At 68.5% G+C, this 26358-nt stretch carries 24 protein-coding genes; 18 read left to right on the forward strand and 6 right to left on the reverse strand.

The window, feature by feature from the left end; translation table 11 throughout:
• Nucleotides 1–4 precede the first annotated feature (4 nt).
• Nucleotides 5–2128, reverse strand: a complete 2124-nt coding sequence (locus tag OG555_RS35055; protein WP_329477051.1) for a peptidoglycan DD-metalloendopeptidase family protein — start codon at nt 2126–2128, stop codon at nt 5–7.
• Between the two features lie 246 nt (nt 2129–2374).
• Here OG555_RS35055 and lpdA point away from each other — a divergent pair, with 246 nt between their 5' ends.
• Nucleotides 2375–3772, forward strand: a complete 1398-nt coding sequence (gene lpdA / locus OG555_RS35060; protein ID WP_329477052.1) for a dihydrolipoyl dehydrogenase — start codon at nt 2375–2377, stop codon at nt 3770–3772.
• Between the two features lie 150 nt (nt 3773–3922).
• Entirely contained in the window at nt 3923–4213 is a 291-nt protein-coding gene (locus OG555_RS35065; protein ID WP_329477054.1) for a hypothetical protein, read from the forward strand.
• Between the two features lie 10 nt (nt 4214–4223).
• Here the strand turns inward: OG555_RS35065 and tsaA are convergent, their stop codons facing one another.
• Both tsaA and OG555_RS35075 read right to left on the reverse strand, forming a co-directional pair.
• Nucleotides 4224–4634 carry a tRNA (N6-threonylcarbamoyladenosine(37)-N6)-methyltransferase TrmO gene (gene tsaA / locus OG555_RS35070; protein ID WP_329477056.1) on the reverse strand — a complete coding sequence of 137 codons (411 nt, stop codon included), beginning with the start codon at nt 4632–4634 and terminating at the stop codon, nt 4224–4226.
• On the reverse strand, nt 4631–5389 hold the full coding sequence (locus OG555_RS35075) for a metallophosphoesterase (protein WP_329477057.1): 759 nt from the start codon (nt 5387–5389) through the stop codon (nt 4631–4633). Before OG555_RS35075 ends, tsaA begins: the two co-directional genes overlap by 4 nt.
• A gap of 179 nt (nt 5390–5568) precedes the next feature.
• On the opposite strand from OG555_RS35075, the gene OG555_RS35080 reads away from it, so the two are divergent.
• The 4 genes from OG555_RS35080 to OG555_RS35095 are packed head-to-tail and all read left to right on the forward strand — an operon-like array spanning nt 5569 to nt 9514.
• A complete protein-coding gene (locus OG555_RS35080; RefSeq protein WP_329477059.1) occupies nt 5569–6927 on the forward strand; it encodes a dihydrolipoyl dehydrogenase family protein in 1359 nt (452 codons plus the stop codon).
• A 45-nt stretch (nt 6928–6972) separates the two neighbouring features.
• Complete coding sequence (locus OG555_RS35085; protein ID WP_329477061.1) at nt 6973–7992, forward strand: energy-coupling factor ABC transporter permease; 1020 nt, start codon at nt 6973–6975, stop codon at nt 7990–7992.
• A complete protein-coding gene (gene cbiQ, locus OG555_RS35090) occupies nt 7989–8747 on the forward strand; it encodes a cobalt ECF transporter T component CbiQ (protein ID WP_329477063.1) in 759 nt (252 codons plus the stop codon). Before OG555_RS35085 ends, cbiQ begins: the two co-directional genes overlap by 4 nt.
• Nucleotides 8744–9514, forward strand: coding sequence for an energy-coupling factor ABC transporter ATP-binding protein (locus OG555_RS35095; RefSeq protein ID WP_329477065.1), 771 nt, complete (start codon nt 8744–8746; stop codon nt 9512–9514). The genes cbiQ and OG555_RS35095 overlap by 4 nt, the downstream gene beginning before the upstream one ends.
• A gap of 282 nt (nt 9515–9796) precedes the next feature.
• Here the strand turns inward: OG555_RS35095 and OG555_RS35100 are convergent, their stop codons facing one another.
• Complete coding sequence (locus tag OG555_RS35100) at nt 9797–10498, reverse strand: GntR family transcriptional regulator (protein ID WP_329477067.1); 702 nt, start codon at nt 10496–10498, stop codon at nt 9797–9799.
• A gap of 169 nt (nt 10499–10667) precedes the next feature.
• Between OG555_RS35100 and OG555_RS35105 the strand changes: the two genes are divergently transcribed.
• From OG555_RS35105 to OG555_RS35155, 11 genes are all read left to right on the forward strand, one after another.
• A complete protein-coding gene (locus OG555_RS35105) occupies nt 10668–11681 on the forward strand; it encodes an Ldh family oxidoreductase (RefSeq protein WP_329477069.1) in 1014 nt (337 codons plus the stop codon).
• A 31-nt stretch (nt 11682–11712) separates the two neighbouring features.
• The gene (locus OG555_RS35110; protein WP_329477071.1) at nt 11713–12942 is read left to right on the forward strand and encodes an iron-containing alcohol dehydrogenase; all 1230 of its coding nucleotides are present in this window, start codon (nt 11713–11715) and stop codon (nt 12940–12942) included.
• Nucleotides 12943–12965: 23 nt separating this feature from the next.
• The gene (locus OG555_RS35115; protein ID WP_329477073.1) at nt 12966–14393 is read left to right on the forward strand and encodes an NAD-dependent succinate-semialdehyde dehydrogenase; all 1428 of its coding nucleotides are present in this window, start codon (nt 12966–12968) and stop codon (nt 14391–14393) included.
• Nucleotides 14394–14396: 3 nt separating this feature from the next.
• Nucleotides 14397–15344: a carbohydrate ABC transporter permease gene (locus OG555_RS35120; RefSeq protein WP_329477075.1), complete on the forward strand. Its 948-nt coding sequence runs from the start codon at nt 14397–14399 to the stop codon at nt 15342–15344.
• Nucleotides 15334–16191, forward strand: a complete 858-nt coding sequence (locus OG555_RS35125; RefSeq protein WP_329477077.1) for a carbohydrate ABC transporter permease — start codon at nt 15334–15336, stop codon at nt 16189–16191. Before OG555_RS35120 ends, OG555_RS35125 begins: the two co-directional genes overlap by 11 nt.
• 2 nt (nt 16192–16193) lie before the next feature.
• Nucleotides 16194–17276, forward strand: a complete 1083-nt coding sequence (locus OG555_RS35130) for a mandelate racemase/muconate lactonizing enzyme family protein (protein WP_329477079.1) — start codon at nt 16194–16196, stop codon at nt 17274–17276.
• Nucleotides 17277–17299: 23 nt separating this feature from the next.
• On the forward strand, nt 17300–18616 hold the full coding sequence (locus OG555_RS35135) for an extracellular solute-binding protein (protein ID WP_329477081.1): 1317 nt from the start codon (nt 17300–17302) through the stop codon (nt 18614–18616).
• Between the two features lies 1 nt (nt 18617).
• Nucleotides 18618–19664 (forward strand): mandelate racemase/muconate lactonizing enzyme family protein, encoded by a 1047-nt coding sequence (locus OG555_RS35140; protein WP_329477083.1) that lies wholly within the window; start codon nt 18618–18620, stop codon nt 19662–19664.
• 155 nt (nt 19665–19819) lie between these two features.
• Nucleotides 19820–20605, forward strand: a complete 786-nt coding sequence (locus tag OG555_RS35145) for an SGNH/GDSL hydrolase family protein (protein WP_329477085.1) — start codon at nt 19820–19822, stop codon at nt 20603–20605.
• A 186-nt stretch (nt 20606–20791) separates the two neighbouring features.
• The gene (locus tag OG555_RS35150) at nt 20792–21811 is read left to right on the forward strand and encodes a winged helix DNA-binding domain-containing protein (RefSeq protein WP_329477087.1); all 1020 of its coding nucleotides are present in this window, start codon (nt 20792–20794) and stop codon (nt 21809–21811) included.
• 32 nt (nt 21812–21843) lie between these two features.
• On the forward strand, nt 21844–22659 hold the full coding sequence (locus OG555_RS35155; RefSeq protein ID WP_329477089.1) for an SRPBCC family protein: 816 nt from the start codon (nt 21844–21846) through the stop codon (nt 22657–22659).
• Here the strand turns inward: OG555_RS35155 and OG555_RS35160 are convergent.
• Both OG555_RS35160 and OG555_RS35165 read right to left on the reverse strand, forming a co-directional pair.
• A complete protein-coding gene (locus OG555_RS35160) occupies nt 22656–24938 on the reverse strand; it encodes an excinuclease ABC subunit UvrA (RefSeq protein WP_329477091.1) in 2283 nt (760 codons plus the stop codon). The genes OG555_RS35155 and OG555_RS35160 overlap by 4 nt on opposite strands.
• A 72-nt stretch (nt 24939–25010) precedes the next feature.
• On the reverse strand, nt 25011–25556 hold the full coding sequence (locus tag OG555_RS35165; protein WP_329477093.1) for a MarR family winged helix-turn-helix transcriptional regulator: 546 nt from the start codon (nt 25554–25556) through the stop codon (nt 25011–25013).
• Between the two features lie 55 nt (nt 25557–25611).
• Between OG555_RS35165 and OG555_RS35170 the strand changes: the two genes are divergently transcribed.
• Nucleotides 25612–26322 (forward strand): SDR family NAD(P)-dependent oxidoreductase, encoded by a 711-nt coding sequence (locus OG555_RS35170; protein WP_329477095.1) that lies wholly within the window; start codon nt 25612–25614, stop codon nt 26320–26322.
• Nucleotides 26323–26358: the final 36 nt, after the last annotated feature.

The following is a 26358-nucleotide window of genomic DNA, read 5'->3' on the forward strand; positions in this document are numbered from 1 at the left end:
AAGCCTACGCGCTGGGCGGCTTCCCGAACTCCCAATGCCACGGCTCTTCGCGACTGCCGCCCTGATCGGCCCACTGGGGGTGGACCCAGCCGAAGGCGGGCGCGTGGGCCTTCATCCACTGGTACTCCGCGGTGCCGTACTTCTCGATGCCGCCGCAGAGGTCGACCGCGACCCCCCAGCCGTGGTTCGAGGTGCCCGGGAGCGCAGCCAGTGACGGCTTGCGCGCGTACAGGTCGACCTGGGAGGCGTAGGAGCGGTACGAGTCGGTGATGCAGAGCGTGTTGCCGAAGTGGGCGCGGTAGGCGGTCGCCAGTTGCTGGTACGCCGCCGCCGCGTCACACCGGAGCATGTGACCGGACGCGATCCCGCACAGCTTGCTCGCCGGGATCATGCCGTTGCTGTAGCCACCCCAGCCCATGCTCGCGGAGCCGGTGGCCAGGAACGGCATCGGGTTGACCGGCTCGCCGCCGAGGTGGACCTCGAAGTGCAGGTGCGGTCCGGTCGAGTTGCCTTCGGTGCCGACTGCGCCGATCCGCTGACCGGCGGTCACCTGCTGGCCGTCGGCGACGTCGATCTTGCTGAGGTGGGCGTAGAGCGTCTCCAGGCCGTTGCCGTGGTCGATGCGCACGAGGTTCCCGGCCCAGGCCGGGTGCTCGACCCGGACGACACCGGCCGTCACCGCGTGGACCGGCGTACCGACGGCGGCCACGAAGTCCTGGCCGGTGTGGAAGCCGGTCGCCCACATCGGCCCGGCCTGACCGAACGGCGTACCGATGTCGTACGTCCCGTCGGCCAGCGGCCAGGTCCAGGCGCCCGAACCGATGTTGTACGACGTCGCCGTGTTGCCGCAGCGGAAGTCGACGGCGTCCGAGGCCGCGGCGGGCGCGACCTGCGGCTTGACCGGAGCGCCGAGCGTCGGGCGCAGGGCGGCGTACAGGTTGTCCGGGACGGCGGTGACGACGACCGAGCCCTTCGCCTCGTCGGAGGCGATCATCTCGCCGTTGTCGAGGGCGACGCCGATGTGGACGAGTCCGAGCGACTTGCTGCCCATCACGAGCAGGTCGCCGGGCTCGATCTGGGAAGTGGGCACGGCCTGGTAGTCCGGATAGACCTTGCCGACCAGGTTGGGGAGGGTCGTGTAGGGCTGCCAAGCGACCCGCGCCGCGCCGAGGCAGCCGTACTTGTCCGGGCCGGTCGCGGCCACGCCGTACGGCTTGCCGAGCAGGCTGAAGGCCTGGTTCACCGCGCGGATCGTCTCGGCGGACAGCACCCGGACGGTCCGGCCGGCGGCGGCCATGGTCGCGACACCGGCGACGGGCGCACCCCGCCGGGTGAGCGGCTTCAGCCCGGCCGGGAGCTTGGCCGGGTTCTTCAGTACGGCGGCCGCCGGGGGACTGACCTTCGCGGTCGACAGCTCGGTCAGGTAGGTCTGCCAGCGGACGAGCGCCTGCTGGTTGCGCGCGAGTTGCAGCTGCTTGGACAGCTCAGACGCTCCGTCGAGGTCGGCGGCCTGGCCTTCCATCGCGGACGCGGCAAAGGCAGCCTTCTGCTGGACCTGCTGACTGAGCTCCTTCGCCTTGGCGGCGGCCTCGTTCGCGGCGGCCCGCTTGCCGGTGGCGTCGGCGGTGAGCCGGTCAGCCTCGTTCGCCGCGGCCATCGCCGTCCGGTACTGCGCGACCTGGGTGCTACCGAGCTGGGTGATCGCGGTCTGCCGGTCGGCGATCTCCTGCAGGTTCTCCGCGATCGGGGCGAGCGACCACAGCATCGACTCGGTGCCCATCACGGTCGGGATCCCCATTTGATAGGCCTGCGCGGTCAGGAGCCCGAGCTGGTGACGCTCGGTCTCTGCCTTGTTCTTGGAGACGGTCGCGCTGGCCTCGGCCTTCTTCGCGGTGGCCTCCGCGGTCTGCGCGGCCTTGAGCGCGTTCGTGTAGGCGATGGTCGCCTTGGCGAAGTCGGCCTGGACGGCGGCGGCCTCGGCCTGCAGCTCTTCGAGCGATCGGTTCACGTCCGTGACGGAGGCCGGCGGTGGCGGTGTGGGGCCGTCCGCGTACGCCGGCAGTGCGACCACTGCCAGCACTGTGCCGAGTACTGCGAACCACAGCCCTCGGCGGCTCCCCAGAACCATCGGGCCCCCATCGTCGTCGCCTCACGCACGCGGAGGGAGACGGCCCCCGCGTGGCCCCCAGCGTAGGCGGCGAACGGTCCTGGCGGAACCCGGATGAACGGACTGTAACCGTAGTAGGTACGGCCCGGCGGGCCGATGGCGGACAAGACTGCCCGATCGGGCCATCGCAGTGACCCCGGTCACGCCCGCGGCAGAGCGTCGTACCGGTGGTCCGGAGGGCTGGTGCGACCCACTAAAGTTCACAGCATGGCCTCGCACTTTGACGTTGTTGTCCTCGGCGCGGGTCCGGGTGGGTACGTCGCGGCGATCCGCGCTGCCCAGCTCGGGCTCAAGACCGCCATCATCGAGAAGAAGTACTGGGGCGGTGTCTGCCTGAACGTGGGCTGTATCCCGTCCAAGGCGCTACTGCGCAACGCCGAGCTGGCGCACATCTTCCAGAAGGAGGCGAAGACCTTCGGCATCAGCGGCGAGGTCAGCTTCGACTTCCCGACCGCGGTGCAGCGCAGCCGGAAGGTGGCCGACGGCCGGGTCAAGGGCGTCCACTTCCTGATGAAGAAGAACAACATCACCGAGTTCGACGGCTGGGGCTCGTTCACCGACGCCAACACCCTCGACGTGACGCTGAACGACGGCTCCTCGGAGACCGTCACGTTCGACAACTGCATCCTGGCCACCGGCGCGACCACCAAGCTGCTGCCGGGCACGCAGCTGAGCGACCGCGTTGTGACGTTCGAGGAGCAGATCCTCACCGAGGAGCTGCCGGGCTCGATCATCATCGCCGGCGCCGGCGCGATCGGTGTCGAGTTCGCCTACGTGCTGGCCAACTACGGCGTCAAGGTCACCATCGTCGAGTTCCTGGACCGGATCATGCCGCTCGAGGACGCCGAGGTGTCCAAGGAGCTGGCCAAGGCGTACAAGAAGCTCGGCGTCGACGTGCTGACCGGCACCCGGGTCGACTCGATCGACGACTCCGGCGACACGGTGAAGGTCACCGTGACCGGCAAGGACGGAGCCCAGCAGACGCTGGAGTCCGACAAGGTCCTGCAGGCGATCGGCTTCCAGCCGCGCGTCGACGGCTACGGCCTGGACAAGATCGGCGTCGCCCTGACCGAGCGCGGCGCGATCGGCATCGACGGCTTCTGCCGGACCAACGTGCCGAACATCTTCGCCATCGGTGACGTGACCGCGAAACTGATGCTCGCGCACGCCGCCGAGGCGATGGGCGTGGTCGCGGCCGAGACCATCGCCGGGCACGAGACGATGGAGCTGGACTACAAGATGATCCCGCGGGCGACGTTCTGCCAGCCGCAGATCGCCAGCTTCGGGTGGACCGAGGAAGAGGCCCGGCTGGAGGGCTTCCACGTCAAGGTCGCCAAGTTCCCGTTCACCGCGAACGGCAAGGCGCACGGCCTCGGCGACCCGACCGGTTTCGTCAAGGTGATCAGCGACGCCAAGTACGGCGAACTGCTCGGCGCGCACCTGATCGGCCCGGAGGTCACCGAGCTGCTGCCCGAGCTGACTCTGGCGCAGAAGTGGGACCTGACCACCAAGGAACTGGCCCGCAACGTGCACGCCCACCCCACCCTGAGCGAGGCACTCCAAGAGGCCTTCCACGGCCTCGAAGGCCACATGATCAACTTCTGATCGCGGTCGCAGCGAAGCCCCGGACCAGGTGGTCCGGGGCTTCGTCGTTCGGGACCGAGGTCCCGGCGATCCGGGACTTTCGGCCGCAGTGCCGGGCCGGTGTCAGGTGATGAGCTTTCGTCGCAGGATTTCTCGCTGAAGGCAGGCCGGATGACATCGTGCGACCAGTACGAACCAGACACCACTCACGAGCTGCACGCGGATGTGGAGACCTACCACCAGGGCGGCACGTGGTACACGCGGCGTTGTGACAGTACGGAGCCATTCGCCTCCGGGGCGAGCCGGCTGCGGCTGATCGCGATCGGCGTCGAGGTCGCCCGCTGGAACGGGCTGCGGCACCTGATCCGCGACACCGACGGGACGATCGCGGAGATCAACACCTACCTCACCGGGCCGTATCCGGCCCGATCACCGATCGCGCATCAGCGCCTCCGCCCGTGAGCGCGGCGGTTCAGCGGTCGGTGATGTCGCCCAGGACGGGCTTGACGTCGACGATGGGGGTGCCGTCGAGAGCTTCGAGGTTGTTCACCTGAATCCGCGGGCCGTCGGTGGCGAGGACCGTGACGCGATGCAGGCCGAGGGGATTCGGCCGGTCGGGCGAGCGGGTGCTGAAGACACCGGTGGGCGGCCGGGTCCGGTCGCCGCGCGGATGCACCGTGAGTACGTCGCGATCGGCGCGGTCGAACCAGGTGATGAGGATGATCTCGTCACCGGCCGCAACATCGGCGAGTGCCGCCCGGACCGACTCGTCGAACACCACCCATGCGTCGGGCGCACCCTCGTCGCCTTGGCGTGGTGCGTCGGCTCGCGTGATCAAGGGGGACTTGACGCGGCCGATGGCCCGCAGCGTGAGCTCGGTCATCGGGCCGGGTAGCGGTAGACGGTCTGCAGGGGCTCGCCGTCCACATGGATGTGCAGCGCGAAGCCGGGATGGGCCGTGGGGTCCACCAACGTGCCCGCCGCGGAAGCGGGCTCGAAGGGGAGCGGGACCGTGGACCGGATGCCGGGGGCGACCCGGAGCGGGATCCCGGCGAAGGTGGCGGCGATGGCGTTGTGGACGTGGCCGGCGAACAGGGCGGTGACCGGTTTGCCTTCGAGGACGGCCGCGAACGGCTCGCGAGTCCGGAGCATCCACTGGTCCATCGTCGGGTGATGGAGGTTGAACGGCGGCTGGTGGAAGGCGACGAACAACGGTCCGTCGAACGGTTCCCGCAGTACGCCGTCGAGCCAGGCCAGCGACTCCTCCGGCAGCAGTCCGTGGTTCTCACCAGGGACCGTCGTGTCGAGCAGGACGAACCGCGCCGCCCCGACATCGCGGACCTGATGCACCGGATGGCCTTCGCCGGGTGAGTCGACGAGCGACGAGAGCGCCGCCCGCAGCGGCGCGCTCACATCGTGGTTGCCCGGCAGCACGAGCACCGGCAGGTCCAGCTTGAGCTCCGCGGCCAGCTCGGCGTACTCCGCCTCCAGCCCGTGATCGGCGAGATCGCCGGTGACGAGGATGACGTCCACCGGCCGCCGGAAGTCCTTCAGGTACGCCGTGATCCGCCGCAACCGGTCACGCGCCTCCTCCGAGCCGTCGAGATGCGGGTCACTCAGGTGCGCGATCACGTACATGCCTGCACCTTAACCGCAGAAGCCGGTCAGCAGATCTCCACACGGAACGAGACGACTGCGTCGGTCCCCACTTCTCCGAGCCCCGAACGTACTGGCCCGCGGTGAACGGATGCTTACCGACCGATGACACGCAGGCTCGAGACTTGGCCGGTCCGGGCCGGTCTGCGAGATTGGGCGGCATGGCTGAGAACGTGGATGTGGTCGTGGTCGGAGTCGGCGTCGGCGGCGAGGAGACGACCGGCCGGCTGGCGCAGGCGGGATTGCGGGTGGTGGGGATCGAGTCCCGCCTGGTCGGCGGTGAATGCCCGTACTACGGCTGCATCCCGAGCAAGATGATGATCCGGGCCGCGAACCTGATCGCCGAGACCCGCCGCGTCGACGGCATGGCCGGTACGGCGACCGTCGAGCCGGACTGGGCTCCGGTGGCCAAGCGCATCCGCGAGGAGGCCACCGACACCTGGAACGACCAGGTCGCGGTGGACCGGCTGGTGAACAAGGGCGCCACTGTCATCAAGGACCGCGCCACGATCACCGGACCCCGCACGGTCCGGGCCGGGGACCGCGAGTACGAGGCGTCCCGCGGCATCGTGATCGCGACCGGCACGCTCCCGGCGATCCCGCCGGTCGACGGGCTCGCGGGGACGCCGTACTGGACGAACCGGGAGGCGATCGAGGCGGAGACGCTACCGGCCACGATCCTGGTGCTCGGCGGTGGAGCGATCGGGATGGAGCTGGCCCAGGTGTTCGCCCGGTTCGGCACGAAGGTGACCGTGATCGAGGGCGCGGCCGACGTGTTGTCGATGGAGGAGCCGGAGTCCGGCGTACTGGCCCGGGAGGCGCTGGAGCGCGACGGCGTCACCTTCCGGACCGGGGTGCACGCCAAGCAGGTCGGGTACGCCGGTGACACGTTCACCGTCACACTCGACGACGGGTCCTCGGTCAGTGGGGAGAAGTTGCTGGTGGCAACGGGACGCCGGATCGCCACCGACGACCTCGGCCTGGACAAGCTGGGACTCGACCCGAAGGCTCGCCGGATCGAGGTCGACGAGCACGTCCGGGCCGGCGACAAGGTGTGGGCGATCGGCGACGTCACCGGGGTCGGCGTGTTCACCCACAACGCGATGTACCAGGCAGACATCGCGGTCCGCGACATCCTGCAGGAGCCGGACGCGCCGACCGCGAGCTACCACGCGATGCCGCGGGTGACGTTCACCGATCCCGAGATCGGTGCGGTCGGGATGACCGAGAAGCAAGCGCGCGACGCCGGGCTGAACGTGCGGACCGGGTCGACCCCGATCCCGGCCTCGACCCGCGGCTGGATCCACAAGGCCGGCAACGAGGGCTTCATCAAGGTGGTCGCGGACGCCGATCGGGGTGTCCTGGTCGGTGCGACGAGTGCCGGCCCGACCGGTGGCGAGGTCCTCAGCGCGCTCGCGCTGGCGGTGCACGCGGCAGTTCCCGTTCACACTCTGCGACAGATGATCTACGCCTACCCGACCTTCCACCGTGCGATCGGGGAAGCTCTGAAGCCGTTGTGAGACGGCTTCTTGCGAATGCGTCGCAACTAGATCAAGAATGTGGCCGTGCATGTTCCTGACGGCTTCTTCGACGCGCCGACCTCCGTCGCCACCGGGCTGATCGCGGCCGGCGCGGTCGGGTTCAGCCTGCAGCGGGCGAATCGGGAGATCCGCGAGACGGGTCCCGCGCTGGCCGGGCTGACCGCGGCTTTCGTGTTCGCGGTGCAGATGGTGAACTTCCCGGTCGGCGCGGGGACCAGCGGACACTTGCTCGGTGGCGCGCTGGCCGCGGCGCTGGTCGGCCCGTGGACCGCCGTACTCGTGATGTCGACGGTGCTCTTGGTCCAGGGGCTGCTGTTCGCGGACGGTGGTTTGACCGCCCTCGGGACGAACATCACGCTGATGGGGCTGATCACGGTGCTCGTCGGGTACATCCTGATCCGGGCGGTACTGCGGGTTCTGCCGCGCCGGGCCGGCAGCGTCGTACCGGCGGCGACGCTTGGGGCGCTGGTGTCGGTGCCGGTCGCGGCGCTGGCGTTCACCGGGCTGTACGCGATCGGCGGCGCCGTCGACATCCCGCTCGGCAAGCTCGCGACCGCGATGGTCGGCTGGCACATCCTGGTCGGGATCGGCGAGGCGGTCATCACCGCCGCCGTACTGAGCGCGGTCGTGGCGACCCGGCCGGATCTCGTGTACGCCGCCCGCCACCTGCAGCAGGACCTGATCCTGGTCGATGCCGACGGCAACACCTCCACGGTGTCGCCGGACAAGGCGATCGCTACCAAGCCGGCCGGACGGTCGCTCGGCGTCGGGATCGCGCTCGCGCTGATGGTGGCCGGTGGGCTGAGTTTGTTCGCGAGCGCGCATCCGGACGGGCTCGAGTTCGTCGGCGCCAAGCTCGGCTTCGAGAGCGCGGCCAAGCACTCCGCGGCCGCGAGTAGCCCGCTCGCCGACTACGGCGTCAGCGGGATCGGCAACTCCCAGGTCTCCGGTGCGCTCGCCGGCATCATCGGCGTACTGGTCACGATCGTGGTCGGCCTGGCGATCGCCAAGCTGGCATCGCTGCGTGCCGGCAAAGCGTCGTGAGCGGAGACGGTCTTCTCGTCGCGGTGGACAGCCGGGTCCACCGGATCCCGGCGCAGGTGAAACTCGTCGCCCTGTTCGTCTTCGTGCTCGCCGTCGTCTCCACCCCGGCGGCCGCGTTCTGGGCCTTCGGCGCGTACGCCGTGATGCTCGTGGCCGCCGTGGTCGTCGCGAAACTGCCGGCCCCGGTCGTGTCACGGCGGCTGGCCGTGGAGACGCCGTTCATCGTGTTCGCGTTGCTGCTGCCCTTCGTGGCGACCGGGCCGACGGTCTCGGTGCTGGGAGTGGAGTTGTCGGAGTCCGGCGTACTCGGGGCCTGGAACGTGCTGGCCAAGGGCACCCTCGGGGTGGTCGCGGCGATCCTGCTGTCGGCGACCACGGGACCGCGTGACGTGCTGGCGGGCCTGGAGCGGCTGCGGCTGCCGTCGACGCTGGTCGCGATCCTGTCGTTCATGGTCCGGTACTTGAGTGTGGTGTCGGACGACCTGCATCGGATGCGGATCGCGCGGGAGTCGCGCGGCTACACCGGCGGCCGGGTCGGTCATCTGAAGGCGGTTGCCGGGGGAGTGGGGGCATTGTTCGTGCGCAGCTTCGAGCGAGGTGAGCGGGTGCATCTGGCCATGCGGTCACGCGGCTACACCGGCCGGATGCCGCTGCTGAGCGTCATGGGTGCGACGCGTGAACAATGGCTGCAGGGGATGACGATGTCCCTGGTGGCCGTGCTGATCGCGGTCGCGGCCAGGGTGGTCGGCCTGTGAGCGGTCCCGCGATCCATGTCGAGCGTCTGGTCTTCGCCTATCCCGATGGACGGCAGGCGTTGTTCGGCGTCGATTTCACGGTCCAGCGTGGTGAGCGGGTCGCACTGCTCGGGCCGAACGGCGCCGGCAAGACCACGCTCGTCCTGCATCTGAACGGGATCCTCGGCTCAGTGGCCGGCGGCACCGGCAGCGGCCGGATCGAGATCGGCGGGACCGGTTTGCACCGGGAGCACCTGTCCGTGGTCCGGCGGAAGGTCGGGCTGGTGTTCCAGGACCCGGACGACCAGCTATTCATGCCGACGGTGCGCGACGACGTGGCCTTCGGTCCGGCGAACCTCGGACTGCGCGGCTCCGAGCTGGACGACCGGGTGCATGAGGCGCTGGTGCAGGTCGGGATGCAGGACCACGCCGACCTGGCGCCGCATCACCTGTCGTTCGGTCAGCGGCGGCGGGTCGCGGTGGCGACGGTCCTGGCGATGCGGCCGGAGGTGCTCGTGCTCGACGAGCCGTCGAGCAACCTGGACCCGGCCGCTCGGCGAGAGCTCGCCGACATCCTGGCCGGCCTGGACGTGACGCTGCTGATGATCACGCACGACCTGCCGTACGCGCTGCAGCTGTGTGAGCGCAGCCTGCTGATGGACGACGGCCGGATCGTTGCCGACGGCAAGACCCGCGATCTGCTCGGCGACGCCGACCTGATGGCCGCCCACCGACTGGAGCTCCCCTACGGCTTCGACCCCCTCTCCGTCCCAGGCCCCGAACGCTGACCTGCCGGCCGACAACTCTGCACGCGCACGGATATCCGGTCCACCGAGGCGCCCGCAGGGCGCGGACACCTTGTCGGAACCTAGTGCCTCGCCAAGAACGCTGAGGTCGCCACCACACTTGGCTTCTGCCCAGGGCAATTTCAGGGGAGAACCTCGCAGCTGCACCGTTCCCCCTACCGGATACCCGGGGCGAAGGGACCAGATAAGGGGTGAACCCCGCATCTGGCCAACGGGCTGGCTTCGGGGCAGCGGTCGCTCCGGACAACCGGTCCCGTCATGTGATCAGGAGGGGTCGGCAGTCGCCTCGGGGATGGGGTCGGCGGCGGGTGCGATGGCGACGGTGACTGTCTCGGGGGCCGACTCGAAGGCTGATCTCAGGCGGCCGCGCGAGGCGGTCAGGTGGGCGTGCATCGCCCGGTCCGCGGCCTCGGTGTCGCGCTGCCGGATCGCGGTGACGATGAGGTCGTGCTCCTCGAGCGCCTCCTCGGTCACCCGGGAGTCGCGCAGCAGCCGGAACAGCTGCAGGTGGCAGTGCAGCTTGGCGAAGATCTCGCCGAAGTAGCTGTTCCCGGTGGCTCCGATGATGGCCTGGTGGAACTCGGCGTCCTTGCGGGCGAAGGCGCCGTACGACATCGTGCCGGCCAGGTAGCGGGCGCGCAGGTCGGCGGCGATGCCGGCGATCTGCTCGACCTCGACCCGCTGGTGCCGGCCGGCCGCCAGGCCGGAGCAGTACGGCTCGATCAGGAACCGCGCCTCGAAGAGGTCCTCGAACCGCTCCGGCGTCAGTTTCGGGCTCGCGGAATATCCGATCAGATGTGTTTTGGTGACCAGATCTTCGGCCTCGAGCCGGTTCAGTGACTCCCGGACCGGGGTCTGGGAGACGCCGAGCTGCCGGCTGATCACATCGACCCGGATCCGCTCACCGGGCTGGATCACGCCGTCCAGCAGGAGCGTCTGCAGCTGCTCGTAGACCACATCGCTCATCCTGGTGCGTTCAGGACGCTCCGTAGCGCGCTCGCTCATATGCCTGCCCTGTCCGGTCGGAGCCTGGTCGGCCTTAGTTGTGAATTCGTATCCACAGACCATTGCAAATCATATCTGATCTGATCTAGCCTGCCAAAAATCGACAAAATCCACCCCTGGGATGGTCGACGTGCACACTGACCTCGCAACAGCGCAGTCCCTGGCCGAACGTCTGCTGATCACCGCGGGTGTGCCCGGCCCGGCAGCCACTCAGCAAGCCGAGCTCCTCCTGATCGCCGAGGCGAAAGGGGTGCCGTCGCACGGCCTGCTCCGGCTGCCGCGGCTGCTCCGCAGACTGGCGAACGGTACGGCGAGTCCGACGAACACCGGCAAACACGAATGGCTCAGCCCGTGCTACCTGTCCGTCGACGGTGAGCAGGGCCTCGGCCCGGTGGTCGCACTGCGTGCGCTGGAAGCCGTCGTTCCGGCGGCTCGCCGGCACGGCGTCGCGGTCTGCTCGATCACGAACAACAACCACCTCGGCATGCTCGGCTTCTACGCCGGCCGGATCGCCGAGCGCGGTCTGGTCTGCCTCGGCATGACGACGAGCGAGGCGCTGGTCCATCCATGGGGCGGCACCGAGGCGATCCTCGGCACCAATCCACTGGCGCTCGGCGTCCCCGCGCAACCGCATCCGCTGGTGCTCGACATGGCGACGTCGCAGATCTCGATGGGCAAGGTGCACGACCACGCTCTCCGCGGCGTACCGCTCGAGCCTGGCTGGGCACTCGATGCCGACGGCAACGCGACGATCGATCCCGAGGCGGCCAAGGCCGGATCCATCGCGCCGTTCGGCGGACCGAAGGGCTACGGGCTCGGGCTGGGCCTGGGCGCGATGGTCACCTTCCTGACCGGCGCCGCCTACGGCACGGCCGTCGGCGGAACGTTGGACGACGACCGCCTCAGCAACAAGGGTGACCTGTTCATCCTGCTGAGCGGTGGCGCGTACTCGGCCTCGGAGTACCTCGACCAGGTCCGCGGCAGTCGACGCGCCGACCCGGCGACGCCGGTCGCGGTTCCCGGCGACGGCGCCCGGGCCCGGTATCGCAACTCGGTCGCCGACGGCATCGATGTCGCCGACGACCTGTGGCGCGAGCTGACCGCTCTGCTGGCAGCCCGGCCCGAAGCAGTGCTGGCCGAATGACCCCGCCCCGACCAGACAAGGACCCCTCACGATGACGATCACCACCCCCTCCTTCGGCGTGCAACGAGCTCCGCGAACCGTCGTCTTCGGCGCCGGCCAGCGCGCGCTGCTCGGCAGCCTGGCCGCGGAGTACGGGCGCAAGGCACTCGTCTGCACGGATCAGCGGCTGGCCGCCTCGGCGGAGTTCACCGAGCTGATCGCGGATCTGAAGGATCACGGCCTCGAGGTGAGCGTGTGGTCCGACACCGCCGCCGAACTGCCGACCTCCGACATCGACGCCTGCTACGGCGCGATGAAGGATGCCGGGATCGAGGTGGTGATCGGGATCGGCGGCGGCAGCTGTCTCGACCTCGGCAAGGCACTGGCGCTGCTGCTCAGCCATGGCGGCCCGATCGACCGGTACTACGGGGAGAACGCCGTACCGGGAGCCGTCCTGCCGATCGTCGCCGTTCCCACGACCGGCGGCACCGGGTCCGAGGTGACGCCGGTCTGCGTGCTCAGCGACAGCCGCCGCGAGCTGAAGGCGGGTATCTCTTCGCCCTACCTGATTCCCTCGGTGGCGATCTGCGACCCGGAGTTGACCTACAGCTGTCCGCCCGCACTAACCGCCAGCGCGGGCGCCGACGCGGTCTCCCATCTGGTCGAGTCGTTCACCGCGATCCAGCGGCCGGCGACGGCGGTCGGCGAAGGCCGGGTCTTCATCGGCAAGAACGTGATCAGCGACTCCTACGCGCGCTGGGGTCTCGGGCTGCTGGCGAATGCCCTGCCCGAAGCCTTCGAGCATCCGGACGATCGGCAGGCACGCTCCGACGTGATGCTCGCCGCGAACGCCGGCGGCTATGCGCTCGGTGTCGCGGGAACCGCCGCCGCGCATGCCTTGCAGTATCCGCTCGGCGCCCTGACACATACCGCGCACGGTGTCGGAGTCGGCGTCCTTCTCCCGTACGTCATGCGCTACAACGCGCCGGCCCGGGTGCAGGAATTCGCCGAGATCGCGACCATCTTCGGCGTACCGGTGACCGGAGGCGGCGAGGCGCAGGCGCTGGCCGGCATCGAAGCCGTCGAGGCTCTGCTGGAGCGGATCGGCATCCCGTCCACGTTGAAGGAGCTCGGCCTGGCCGAGGACCAACTGTCGTACGTCGCGTCGATGGGGCTGAAGTCAGCCCGGCTGGTCGACAACAACCCCCGCCCGCTGGACGCCGACGCGCTGTACGAGATCACTCGTGCCGCGTACGCCGGCGACCGAAGCCAACCATTCTGACCAGGCACATGGAGCACACCCAGATGATCTCTCCGCACGATCTGTTCATCGATGGTCAGTGGCGGCCGGCCGCTGACGGCCGGCGGTTCCCGGTCCACGATCCGGCCGACGGCTCCGAACTGGCACAGTTCGCAGCTGCCACCGAGGCGGACTGTCTGGCCGCGGTCGACGCCGCGGCGGACGCACTGGCCGGCTGGGCCGCGACCCCGCCGCGGCAACGATCGGAGATCCTCCGCCAGTGTTTCGACATCCTGACCGCCGAGCGCGAGCAGTTCGCCGAGATCATCGTCGCCGAGAACGGCAAGGCGTACGCCGACGCACTCGGCGAGGCCGCCTACGCCGCCGAGTTCTTCCGCTGGTTCGCCGAGGAGGCGGTCCGGATCGGCGGCGACTTCCGGCTGTCCCCGTCGGGCGACAAGACGATCGTGGTCCGGCGCGATCCGATCGGGGTCTCGGTCCTGGTCACCCCATGGAACTTCCCGGCGGCGATGGCGACCCGCAAGATCGCCCCCGCGCTGGCGGCCGGCTGCTCGGTGGTGCTCAAGCCGGCCAGCCAGACGCCACTGACCGCCGCCTATGTCGTCGAGGTACTGCGTCGGGCCGGCGTGCCGGCGGGTGTCGTGAACCTGGTGACGCCGGTGCCGGCCGGTCCGGCGGTGAGCGCGATGCTGCACCACCCCGCCGTACGCAAGCTGTCCTTCACCGGTTCGACCGAGGTCGGACGGGTGCTGCTGCGGGAGGCCGCCGACCAGGTGGTCAGCTCGTCGATGGAGCTCGGCGGCAACGCGCCGTTCGTCGTCCTGCCCGGTGCCGACCTGGACGCCGCGGTCGAGGGCGCGATGGTCGCGAAGCTGCGCAACGGCGGATCGGCCTGTACGGCGGCCAACCGGTTCTACGTGCACGACTCGCTCGTCGAGGAGTTCGGTGCCCGGATCACCGCAGCCATGAAGGGCGTCACGATGGGCCCGGGTGCCGACCGGTCGAACGAGCTCGGCGCCCTGGTGTCGCCGGAGGAGCGCGACAAGGTGGCCCGGCTCGTCGAGCAGGCTGTCGCGGATGGCGCCACGCTGACGCTGGGCGGTGAGACTCCGGAGGTCGGCGCCTTCTACCCGCCGACCGTGCTGACTGATGTCCGGCACGGCAGCGAGATCAACCAGGTCGAGATCTTCGGACCCGTCACCGCGATCGTCTCCTTCAGTGACGTCGACGAGGCGATCGCGATGGCCAACGACACCATCTACGGCCTGATCGCCTACGTGTACGGCGATCCCGCGCAGGCGCTCGCGGTCGCGCAGAAGATCGACGCCGGCATGGTCGCGGTGAACCGCGGCGTGCTCAGCGACCCGGCGGCGCCGTTCGGCGGGACGAAGCAGTCCGGACTCGGGCGCGAAGGCAGCTCCGAAGGCATCCTCGAATTTCTCGAGGAGAAGTACATCGGGATCGAGGTGTGACCGATGGCCAACGCAGTCCTCCTGAAACCCCCGGACGTCGACGGCAGACGACCCGCGCGCAAACGGGTGAAGGTGAAACCGAAGCGGCAGAACCTGGCCGGCTGGTTGTTCGTCGGACCGGTGATCGCCGGCGTGCTGTTCTTCCAGCTGGCACCGGTCGCGGCCTCCCTGGTGGTGTCGCTGACCAACTGGTCCGGGCTGAACGCACCGAAGTTCCTCGGCCTGGAGAACTACAAGGAGCTGTTCACCGCCGACGACACGTTCTGGCCGTCACTGAAGAACACGGTGATCTTCACGGTGGTCGTCGTCGTACTGACCATCTTCATCGGGCTCGGTCTCGCCGTCCTGTGTAACCAGAAGGTCAAGGGCATCGGCATCTTCCGGACGCTGTACTACTCGCCCGCGGTCACCAACGTCGTCGCGATCGGCTTCGTCTGGTTCTGGCTGTACAACCCGGACAACGGCCTGTTCAACTCCACCTTGAAGACGATCGGCATCGACGGGCCGGCCTGGCTGTCCGACACCAGGACCGCGCTGATCGCGGTGATCATCGTCGCGCTCTGGCAGGGCGTCGGCTATCCGATGGTGATCCTGCTGGCCGGGTTGCAGAGCATCGACCAGTCGCTGATCGAAGCGGCGACGGTGGACGGAGCGTCGGCCTGGCGGCGGTTCTGGTCGGTGATGTTCCCGCTGCTGACGCCGAGCCTGTTCTTCCTCACCATCACGCAGTTCATCACCTCGTTCCAGGTGTTCGGGATCATCTACGTGATGACGTCCGGCGGGCCGAACAACGCCACCTCGGTGTTCATCTTCCAGATCTACGAGGCGGCCTTCGGGCACGGCCGGCTGGGTTACGCGTCCGCGATGGGCTGGGTGCTGTTCGTCATCGTCGGTGTCGTCACCGCGATCCAGTGGAAGATGGAGAAACGGTGGGTGCACTATGACAGCTGAGACTCTCCGGATCCCGGTGAACCGGCCACCGAGGCACATCCCACGCCGCGTCGTGCTGATCGTCGTACTGCTGTTCTTCGCCGTGGTGTTCGCGATGCCGCTGCTCTGGATGATCAGCGCATCGCTCAAGCCGGAGAACGAAGTACTGCAGTCGCCGCCGACGTTCATCCCGTCCACCTTCCAGTGGGCCAACTACTCCCAGGCCGGCGACGGGCTCCTGCCGTTCTTCCTGAACAGCTGCAAGCTGGCCGCACTGAACGTCGGTTTCCTGCTGCTGTTCGCGTCGCTGGCCGGCTACGGCTTCGCCCGGCTGAACTTCGCCTTCAAGAACCTGGCCTTCGCGCTGTTGTTGTCGACGGCAATGATCCCGGGCATTGTCTACCTCGTCCCGCAGTACATGCTGTTCCGCGAGATGGGGTGGATCGACACCCACTACCCGCTGTGGGTGCCGAACGTGCTGACACCGGTCTTCGGCACCTTCCTGCTCCGGCAGGCGTTCCGCGGCGTACCGATGGAGCTGGAGGAGGCCGCCAAGCTCGACGGCGCGTCCACCTTCGGCACCTTCTGGCGGATCATGCTGCCGCAGGTGAAACCAGCCCTGGCCGCGGTCGGCGCGCTCACCTTCATGGGCTCGTGGAACGACCTGTTCGGGCCGTTGATCTTCCTCAACTCGACGCGGTTGCAGACGATGCCGATCGCGCTCGCGCTGTTCAAGGGTGAGTTCTTCACCCAGACCAATCTGATGATGGCGGCCGCGACGCTGACGATCCTGCCCCCGCTGCTGCTGTTCCTGGTGGCCCAGAAGTACTTCGTCCAGGGCATCACGATGTCCGGCCTGAAAGGTTGACCATGCGGATCACCCGGATCGAATCGATCATCCTGCTCGACAAGCTGCACATCCTGAAGATCCACACCGACGACGGCCTGGTGGGCGTCGGCGAGGTCAGTCCGATGAACGCCCACGTCACCCACAGCGTCGTGGAGCAGGCGCTCGCGCCACTGCTGGTCGGCGAGGAGGCGACCGACATCGAGCGGCTGTGGCGCCGGCTGTACACCAAGCCCTACAAGCTCGGCCCCGGCGGCGCCCAGCTGAACGCCATCGCCGGCATCGACATCGCCCTGTGGGACCTGCTCGGCAAGGCCGCCGGGCTGCCCACCTACCAGTTGCTCGGCGGGAAGTACCGCCAGAGCGCCAAGGTCTACGCGAGCTCCATGGCACGGGGGATGAGCCCGCAGCAGGAGGCCGAACGCGCGCAGTCCTTCCAGGAGAAGGGCTTCCACGGCTACAAGATCCACTCGTCGACGCCGTGGATGCACGACGACGGTTTCGACCAGACCATCGCGACTGTGACGGCGGTCCGGAAGCTGGTCGGGGACGACTTCCCGATCCTGGTCGACGTCAACAACGCGTACTACGAACACACCGCCATCAAGCTGGCTCATGCGCTGGAGGACCTCGGCGTGTGGCACTTCGAGGAACCACTCGCCGCCCACGACTATGCGGCGTACGGACGGCTGGCCGACGCGGTCGACATCCCGATCGCGGTGGGGGAGCAGGAGTACACCACCTGGCAGTTCCGTGACCTGATCCTGACCGGGCGGGTCGACATCCTGCAGCCCGACGTCATCAAGTGCGGCGGGATCACCGAGTTCAAGAAGATCGCCGTCCTCGCCGACACCTTCACCAAGCCGATCACGGTGCACAACACCCAGCAGACGATCGGTACGTCGGCGCACGCCCACCTCTGGGTCAGTACGCCGTCCTGCGTGTACCCGCAGGAGTACAACATCGAGCGCAACCCGATCCTCGACGACGTGCCGATCTGGCAGAACCCGCTCGTCCCCGTGAACGGCGAGATCACGCCGTGGGAACTGCCCGGTCTGGGCATCGAGCTGGACGACGACGCGGTCGCGAAACTGCGCACCAACTAACCCCTGACAGAACAGGAAAGACCATGACCGCATCACAGTTTTCCCGACGGTCGGTGCTCAAAGCCTTCGGCGTCACCGGTGGGGCCATCGCTGTCGGGTTGCCGCTCGCCGCGTGCAGTGGCAACAGCAGCGCAGCAGGCGGGGGCGGCAACGCCTCCTTCCTCACCTGGGACACCAACAGCGGCACCCCGCTCTACACGGTCGCCGAGAACTGGGCCAAGGGCGCCGGCAAGACCCTCGACATCCAGTCCGTGCCGGGCGACGACTACGACACGAAGCTGCGCACGGTGCTGTCGTCGGGGGCGGCCCCGACGGCGATCCGGATCAACGACGACTACGTCAAGGGGTACTACGCCGAGGGATCCCTGCTCGACCTGAAGCCGTACCTCGAGAAGGACGGCATCAAGCCCGAGGACTACTTCCCGGTGGCGTTCAACTTCCCGAAGCAGGAGGACGGCGCGCATGCCGCCTGGCCGATCATGACGAACCCCGGCGTCATCTACTGCAACACCGACGCGTTCGCCGAAGCCGGCGTCGAACTGCCGCCGAAGGACTGGGCGAAGAGCGGCTGGACCTGGGACGACTTCCTCGACGCCGCGAAGAAGCTCACCAAGCCCAACGGCGAACGCTGGGGAGCACTGGTCTTCCCGGACACCTCGCTGGAGACCGTCTGGCCGGTCAGCAACGGCGGCGACGGAATCTACTCCAAGGACGCCACTCGCTTCACGCTGGCCGAGCAGCAAGGCGCCGAGGCGATCCAGTGGGTCGCCGACCTCGCCCTCGTCCACAAGGTCCACCCGGACTTCGCCACCGTCACGGCCGGCCGGCAGACGCCGAACTGGGCGCTGGCCCAGCTGGGCACCGGCAAGGTCGCGATGCTGCTCTCGCTCACCAGCGGCATCCCGTACCTGCGCAGCAATGCGAAGGTGAAGTGGGACATCTTCCCGACGCCGATGAAGGCCCGCCGGACGACCGTCAACACGATGACCGTGCTGGCGATCCCGAAGCAGTCGAAGGACCCTGACGCAGCCTGGGACTTCCTCAAGTACTGCGCCGGCCCGGACGCGTCGAAGCTCCTCGCGCAGTCACGCGGCTTCATGCCGGTCAGCAAGAGTTCGGCGGCGCTGTTCGTACCGGACGACAAGGGCCCGGCCAACCTCGCCCTCGTCACCCAGGCGCTGGACAACGCGGTGAACGAGAACTTCAGCCGCTACATCGAACGCGCCCGGACCATCTACCGCCCGGTCCTCGACGACGTCTGGAGCGGCAAGCAGACAGCGGCGGCCGCGCTGGGCAGCGTGAAGCAGAAGGTCGAAGACGTCCTCGCGGGCAAGGGGTGACATGAAGGTCACGGACATCAGTGTCGAGGTCGTGTCGGAGCAGAAGGCGCATGCGGTCCGCGACGCGATCCAGTTGCTCGACCGCAACGGCCAGACCCGGGTACGGATCGACACCGACGAAGGTGTGAGTGGCGTCAGCACCACGTACTTCGGTCGGGTGGCGAGCTCACCGGCGGTCCTGGCCAAGATCATCACCGAGCAACTGGCCCCAGCGATCATCGGCGAGGATCCGGCCCTGATCCGCGGGATCCGTCAGCGGCTGCAGACACTCACCGACTACCAGGGCACGGCGGGGCTGTCGTCGTACGGGATCTCGGCGATCGATCTGGCGTTGTGGGATCTCCTCGGCAAGTCGCTGGACGTGCCGGTCTGGAAGCTGCTGGGTGCACAGCGCACCACCATCCCGACGTACGCGATGGTGGGCTGGCTCGAGCTGGACGTCGCGGGCCTGGAGACCGTGTCGGCCAAGGCGATGGAGCAGGGCTTCCGCGGCGTCAAGATGAAGGTCGGCGGCGGCCCGCTCAGCGAGGACATCCAACGGATCAAGGCCGTCCGGGCCGTGATCGGGCCGGATGCCCCGCTGATGGTCGACGCGAACCAGGCCTTCGGGTACGACGAGGCGCTGCGCCGGGGCCGTGCGTACGAAGGGCTCGGGTGCCGGTGGTTCGAGGAGCCGTTGCCGGCCGCCGACACCGAGAGCCATGTCCGGCTGGCCGGCAAGCTGGACATCCCGATCGCGACCGGCGAGAACAGGTACGGGCAGGCCGCCTTCCGCGACCTGATCGCTCGGGGCGGGGTGGGCGTCGTACAGCCGGATCTGAGGCGTGCGGGTGGGCTGACCGACTGCCTCGAGATCGGACTGATGGCGGCTGGGTTCGGTGTGCCGTACGCGTCGCACGGGGGTGGTGCACACATCCACGTGCTGGCCGCACTCCCGAACACGATCTATGTGGAGAGCGGACTGCTGCCGGCGGACGGCCGGGTCGAACTGGTGGACGGCTGCTACCCGCTGCCGCTCGGCCCCGGCTTGTCGTCGTGGAACGACTAGCCGGAAACTCGGCCTACCGGAATCGGCAACTGGCGGTGAACTTCTAACCAGGCCCTTGTGTGTTACTCGCGAGTCGGCGAAGGTGACGTTGAGTGGTTCAGTCGCCACCTCTCGCACACACGCTGTGCTGTCGTGCACAGAAAGGCGGTCCGCCCATGAAGTCCATCGCCAGTCTGCTCTCCGCCGCGGCCCTCGGCGCCGCAATGCTGCTCAGTCCTGGGGTCGCCCATGCGGCGGCGCCGAACTACGTCGCCCTCGGCGACTCGTACGCCTCCGGCGTCGGCACCCGCACCTACATCTCCAGCAGCGGGTCCTGCCAGCGATCGGTGAAGGCCTATCCGTACATCGACGCGGCCCGGATCGGGGCGAACCTCACGTTCGTGGCCTGTTCCGGAGCCCGCGTCGCCGACGTCACCGCCAACCAGCTGCCCTCGGTGACGAGCGCCGCCAACCTCGTGTCGGTGCAGGTCGGTGGCAACGACGCCGGCTTCTCCTCGGTCATCACCGAGTGCGCCAAGCCCTCCTGGCTCGGTAACTGCACGAGTGCCGTCGCGAACGCGCAGGCGATCATCAACAACACCCTGCCCGGCCGGCTGAACACCCTGTACTCCTCGATCAGGAGCCGGGCGTCCTCGGCCCGGGTCGTGGTGGTCGGCTACCCGCGACTGTTCAACGGCACCGACTGCAACGCCGGCACCTTTTTCAGTCCGGACGAGATGACCCGGCTGAACGCGACCGCCGACCTGCTCAACTCGAAGATCGCAGCGTCGGCGAGCGCGGCCGGCTTCGCCTTCGTCAACCCGACCTCGCTGTTCGTCGGCCACGCCGTCTGCGGCAGCCCGGAGTGGATCAACGGCCTGTCGAACCCGGTCAGCGAGTCCTACCACCCGAACGTCACCGGCCACGCCAACTTCGCCAACCTGGTCCAGCCCGCGCTCTGATCGGCGCAGTCCCGTAGTCCCGCAGTTGGGGCCTGGGGCACCGTTCGGTGACCTGAGACAAGCTATTTCCTGTCTTGGCTCCCGAGTTGGTGTCCCAGGCCCCGACTGCTGTTCGGGTGGTCGCCGGCATTCGAGATGCGGGTCGGGGTTTGTTCGTGGTGTCATGCTGGGGTGGCGGAGAGGTCTGTGGACTGGCTCTTGGCGGCCCGCATGCAGGCCAACTGCCTGGCACGTCCGGTGGACGAGGCCGGCCCCGGAGGGGTGGCCGACGTCGTGCGCCGGACGGGGGGACTCCAAGCGCAGGCGTGGCGCGGTGCCGCGTACGCCGTCCGGGCGCGCTCGACCGCGACCACTTTCGCTGACGTATCACACGCGCAGGAGACCGACCGGAGCGTCGTCCGTGGCTGGTTCATGCGTGGGACCCTCCAACTCGTCGCCGTGGAGGACGCGGGCCCACTTCTCGGCCTGCTCGGTCCCAAGGCCATCAAGGACACCGAGCGCCGGTACGGCGAACTCGGTCTGACCAAGGCGATCCGGGCTGAAGCCGCCGACCGACTCGAAGCACATCTGCTGAGCCATGGCCCGTCCACGCGCACCCAGTTGGCCGAGGTACTCGTGAAGGCCGGACTGATCGAGGAGCCCAAGGGCCAAGCGGTGTACGCCCTGATCCGGTACACCGGGCTGCTCGGTCGGCTGTGTTACGGGCCGGGGTACGACAAGGACGAGACCTGGGTCGCGGTGAGCGACTGGCTGGGCAAGCCGCTCGTACTGGAAGGTGACGTCGAGACGCTGGCCCGGCGCTATCTGGCCGCGTATGGACCGGCGACGGCACGCGACTTCGCGACCTGGTCGGGGCTGCCGGTGCCGGTCGCACGCCGCGCTGTGCAGGCGGCGGCAACCAAGTCTTTCGACGTCGAAGGAGTTGAGTTGGCCGCCATCGATGATCTGCCGGGATGCCGGGACGTGCGGCTGCTGGGGGAGTTCGACGCGTATCTGCTCGGCTATCAGGATCGGCGGCAGGCGCTGGCCGCCGAGTTCCACCAGCAGATCCATCCCGGTGGCGGCATGTTGCGGCCGGCGGTGCTCGAGGCGGGCAGGGTGATCGGTTCGTGGCGGCACGCCGACCGTTCCTACGAACTGTTCGACGCCGGCGCCCGCACGGACCTCGCCGGAGAGCTCGCGGATCTGGCCCGGTTCGCCGGTTGATCGTATATGCCGGGTCGGGTATATATGGACTCATGACCGAGACCTTGAGCACCGAGAACGGCCGGACGGTTCTGCGGATGCGGCGGGAGCTGCGGCATCCGGTGGAGAAGGTCTGGCGGGCGATCACCGAGCCCGGCCAGCTGGCCGGATGGTTCCCGGCCGCGGTCGAGTTCGACCTGCGGCTGGACGGTCCGGTCACCTTCACCTTCGAGACGGATCCGGGCGCGCCCGTCGACGTCCAGACCAGCGGTGTGATCCGCGCGTACGAGCCGCCGAAGCTGCTCGAGTACACCTGGGGCGTCGAGGTGCTGCGCTGGGAGCTGGACCCGTCGCCGGACGGGTGCACGTTGCAGCTGACCGCGACGTACGACGATCGTCCGGGATCCGCGAGCTTCAGTGGCGGCTGGACGTTGTGCTTCGACGCGCTGGATCGCGTGCTGGGCGGATCGGTGCCCGAGCGCGACTACGCCGTACTGCATGAGCACTTCGTGAAGGTGTATGGGCTGGACGAAGGCGTCGTCACGGATGACGGCGGGGTGCGGTTCGAGCGTCAGTTGGTGAAGCCGAAGGAGGCTGTCTGGCAGTTGCTCACCGGCGCGGAGCGCGCTGCGGCCGGGAGCGCGCCGCCGGCCGGGTTCGTTGCGAAGGGCATTGATCCGGGTCCGGTCCTCGACCTGGAGGAGCCAGTGCGCCTCAGCTACGGCTGGAGCGGCGGCGAGGTGACCTGGACGCTGCGGGACGGCAACGGCGGAGCCCGTCTGGTGCTCACCCAGACCGGCCCCGCCGCCGGTTACCTCAACACCTGGCACGACCTGATCGAGACGCTGGCCGCCGAGCTGTTGCCTTAGGCCATGACCTGCGGATCCGGTTCGGCGCCGACGTACTCGCGCAGGTGCTCGGCGGTCACGGTCGGGCTGCTCTCGACCAGGTCGGCCGGGGTGCCGGTGAAGACGATCCGGCCGCCGTCGTGACCGGCCCCGGGGCCGACGTCGATGAGCCAGTCGGCGTGGGCCATCACGGCCTGGTGATGCTCGATGACGATCACGGTGTTGCCCTGGTCGACCAGGGTGTCGAGCATGCCGAGCAGTTGGTCGACGTCGGCCAGGTGCAGTCCGGTGGTGGGTTCGTCGAGGATGTAGATCGAGCCGGTCCTGCCCATGTTGATGGCCAGCTTGAGGCGCTGCCGCTCACCACCGGACAGCGTGGTCAGTGGCTGACCGAGGCCGATGTATCCGAGTCCGACCGTCGCGAGCCGATCGAGGACGGTCCGCGCCGGACCCTTGGGGAAGAATTCCCGGGCCTCGGTCACGGTCATCCGCAGCACCTCGCTGATGTTCTTTCCACGCAGCCGGTACGCGAGCACCTCCGCGGTGAAGCGGGCGCCGTTGCAGTCCTCACAGATCGAGGCGACCTCGGCCATCATCGCCAGATCCGTGTAGACGAGTCCGATGCCCTTGCAGGTCGGGCAGGCGCCGACCGAGTTCGCGCTGAACAACCCCGGCTTGACCTTGTTCGCCTTCGCGAACTCGGCCCGGATCGGATCGAGAAGCCCGGTGTAGGTCGCGGGATTGCTGCGTTTCGACCCGCGGATCGGCTCCTGCCCGGCGATGATCACACCGTCCCGCCCGGCCAGCGATCCATGGATCAGTGAGCTCTTCCCGGATCCAGCCACCCCGGTGACGACCGTGAGGACGCCGAGCGGGACGTCCACGCTGACGTTGCGCAGGTTGTGCAGGGTCGCGTTCTCGATCGCGAGCTTGCCGGTCGGACGGCGTACGTCGTCTCGCAGGGCAATGCGGTGATCGAGGTACCGACCGGTGAGCGTGCCGGAGTTCTTCAGGCCGTCGAGATCGCCGGCGTAGCAGAGTCGTCCGCCGGCCAGACCGGCACCGGGACCGAGGTCGACGACGTGGTCGGCGATCCGGATCGTCTCCGGCTTGTGCTCGACGACCAGGACGGTGTTGCCCTTGTCCCGCAGTTGCAGGAGCAGGTCGTTCATCTGCTGGATGTCGTGCGGATGCAGCCCGATCGTGGGCTCGTCGAAGACGTAGGTGACGTCGCTCAGGCTGGAGCCGAGATGACGCACCAGCTTGATCCGCTGGGCCTCGCCGCCGGACAGGGTCGTCGACTCCCGGTCCAGGCTGAGGTACCCGAGGCCGATGGTGACGAACGAGTCCAGCGTCTGCCGGAGTCCTTCGAGCATCGGCCCGACTCCCGGATGGTTGATTCCGGCAACGAACTCGGCGAGGTCGCTGATCTGCATCCCCGAGCACTCGCCGATGGTGCGCCCGTTCACGCTGGTCGTCCGGGCGGCCTCGTTCAGCCGGACGCCGGCGCACTCGGGGCAGGTCGTCTGCCGGATCGCGCGCTCCGCGAACGCGCGGGCGTGGCTCTGCAGCGACTGCGGATCCTTGCCGAGGTACTGTCGCTTGATCTTGGCGACCAGGCCCTCGAAGGTCAGGTTGCTCTTCCCGACCTTGATCTTGGTCGGCTCCTGGTAGAGGAACCGCTCCCAGGCCTCGGCCGGATAGTCCTTGAGTGGAAGGTCCGGATCGAACAGCCCGGAGTTCGCCATCAGCTGCCAGTGCCAGCTGTCGATCGCGTACCCGGGCGCCTTGATCGGGCCCTGGTTGAGGCTCTTGTCCCGGTCGACCAGCTCGTCGAGGTCGAACTCGGTGGTCCGGCCGAGTCCTTCGCACTGCGGGCACATTCCCTCGGCCCGGTTGAAGCTGAACGCCGAGGGCGGCCCGACGTACGGCGTGCCCGCGCGGCTGAACAGGACCCGGAGCATGGTGTGTGCGTCGGTCGCGGTACCGACCGTGGACCGGGCATTGGCGCCGATCCGCTCCTGGTCGACGATGATCGCGGCGGACAGGTTCTGCAGCGAGTCCACGTCCGGGCGGCCGAGGCTCGGCATGAAGTTCTGGACGAAGGCGGTGTAGGTCTCGTTGATCAGCCGCTGCGACTCGGCGGCGATGGTGTCGAAGACCAGTGATGATTTACCGGAGCCGGAGACGCCGGTGAAGACGGTGAGACGACGTTTCGGGATGTCGAGGGAGACGCCGCCGAGGTTGTTCTCGCGGGCGCCCCGTACCTGGATGAAGTCGTGGCTGTCGGCAACAGGCATCCTTCAATTGTGACATTGAAGCAGTCGTAGGAACTTTTCATGCACAACCAGCCACAGCTCAGCGCGCAAAGCTTATACGCCGTGACGAAGGTTTCCGGTCCGCTTCGCAACCTCGTCGAGGAGTTCCTGCAGTTGGGCGGCCAGTTGCGCGCGACCGGTGGGGGACAGTGACGCGACCAGCTCGGACTCGCGGGTCAGCACCTGGTCGACCGTCCGCTCGATGAGGTCGTGGCCGGCCGCGGTCAGGGTCACGACCACCGCCCGGCTGCCGTCATCGGCGGTCCGGCGGGTGACCAGGCCGGCGTCCTCGGCCCGGGCGACCCGCTGCGAGATCGCTCCGGCGGTGACGAGCGTACGGCGGCTCAGCTCGCGCGTACTCACCTCGTACGGCGCGCCCGCCCGGCGCAGCACGCTGAGCAGATCGAGCGTGGCCGGATCCACTCCGGCATCGGCGAGCACCCGCCGGCGGTCGTCGGCGAAGAGCTTGGCGAGCCGCCACAGGGGAGTGACGATCTCGATCGAGTCCGTCGGCGTACCGGGCCGCTCGCGTTGCCAGGCGCGGGCGATCTCCGCGGCGGGATACGGGCTGGGTGTGTCGAGGGGATAGGTGTCGGCCACAGGGTGATGATACGTTTAGGTCTAAACATTTAGACCTAAACGTGAGGATGCGACGATGACGCGGGTGATCGTGGTGACCGGCGGAGCGACCGGAATCGGGCGGGCGACCGCCGAGCGGTTCCGCGCGGACGGCGACGAGGTGGTGATCACCGGCCGCCGGGAAGACGTACTCGCCAAGACCGCGGCCGACCTCGGAGCCAGGGGAGTGGTGTGCGATGCGACCGATCCGGCGCAGGTCGAGCGACTGCTGGACACGCTCCCGGACCAGGTCGACGTACTGGTCAACAACGCGGGCGGGAACACCGACTTCGGCCGGCCCGACGCAGGCCTGGAGCAACTGAAGGCGAACTGGCTGGCCAATCTGGAAGCCAATCTGCTCAGCGCCGTCCTCACCACGACCGCCCTGGCGCCGCGGCTCACCACCGCCGTCGTGCACCTCGGCTCGATCGCCGGCGCCCGCGGCCCCGGCTCGTACGGCGCCTCCAAGGCAGCGCTGGCGTTGTGGAACCAGGACGTGGCCGCCGAACTCGGACCGCGCGGCATCACCTCGAACGTCGTCGCCCCAGGCTTCACCGCCGAGACGGAGTTCTTCCAGGGCCGGCTCACCCCGGAGCGCCGCGAGACGTTGCTCGCAGCAACAATGACCAAACGGGAAGGCCAGGTCGAAGACATCGCCGGCACCATCCACTTCCTCGCCTCGCCGGCCGCCCGGCACCTCACCGGTCAGGTCCTGCACGTGAACGGTGGCGCACTCGTCACTCGCTGACTTGTGACAACGTGGCCAGGTGTGACAATGGGCGAC

The sequence above is a fragment of the Kribbella sp. NBC_01484 genome (assembly GCF_036227145.1).
GTDB lineage: Bacteria > Actinomycetota > Actinomycetes > Propionibacteriales > Kribbellaceae > Kribbella.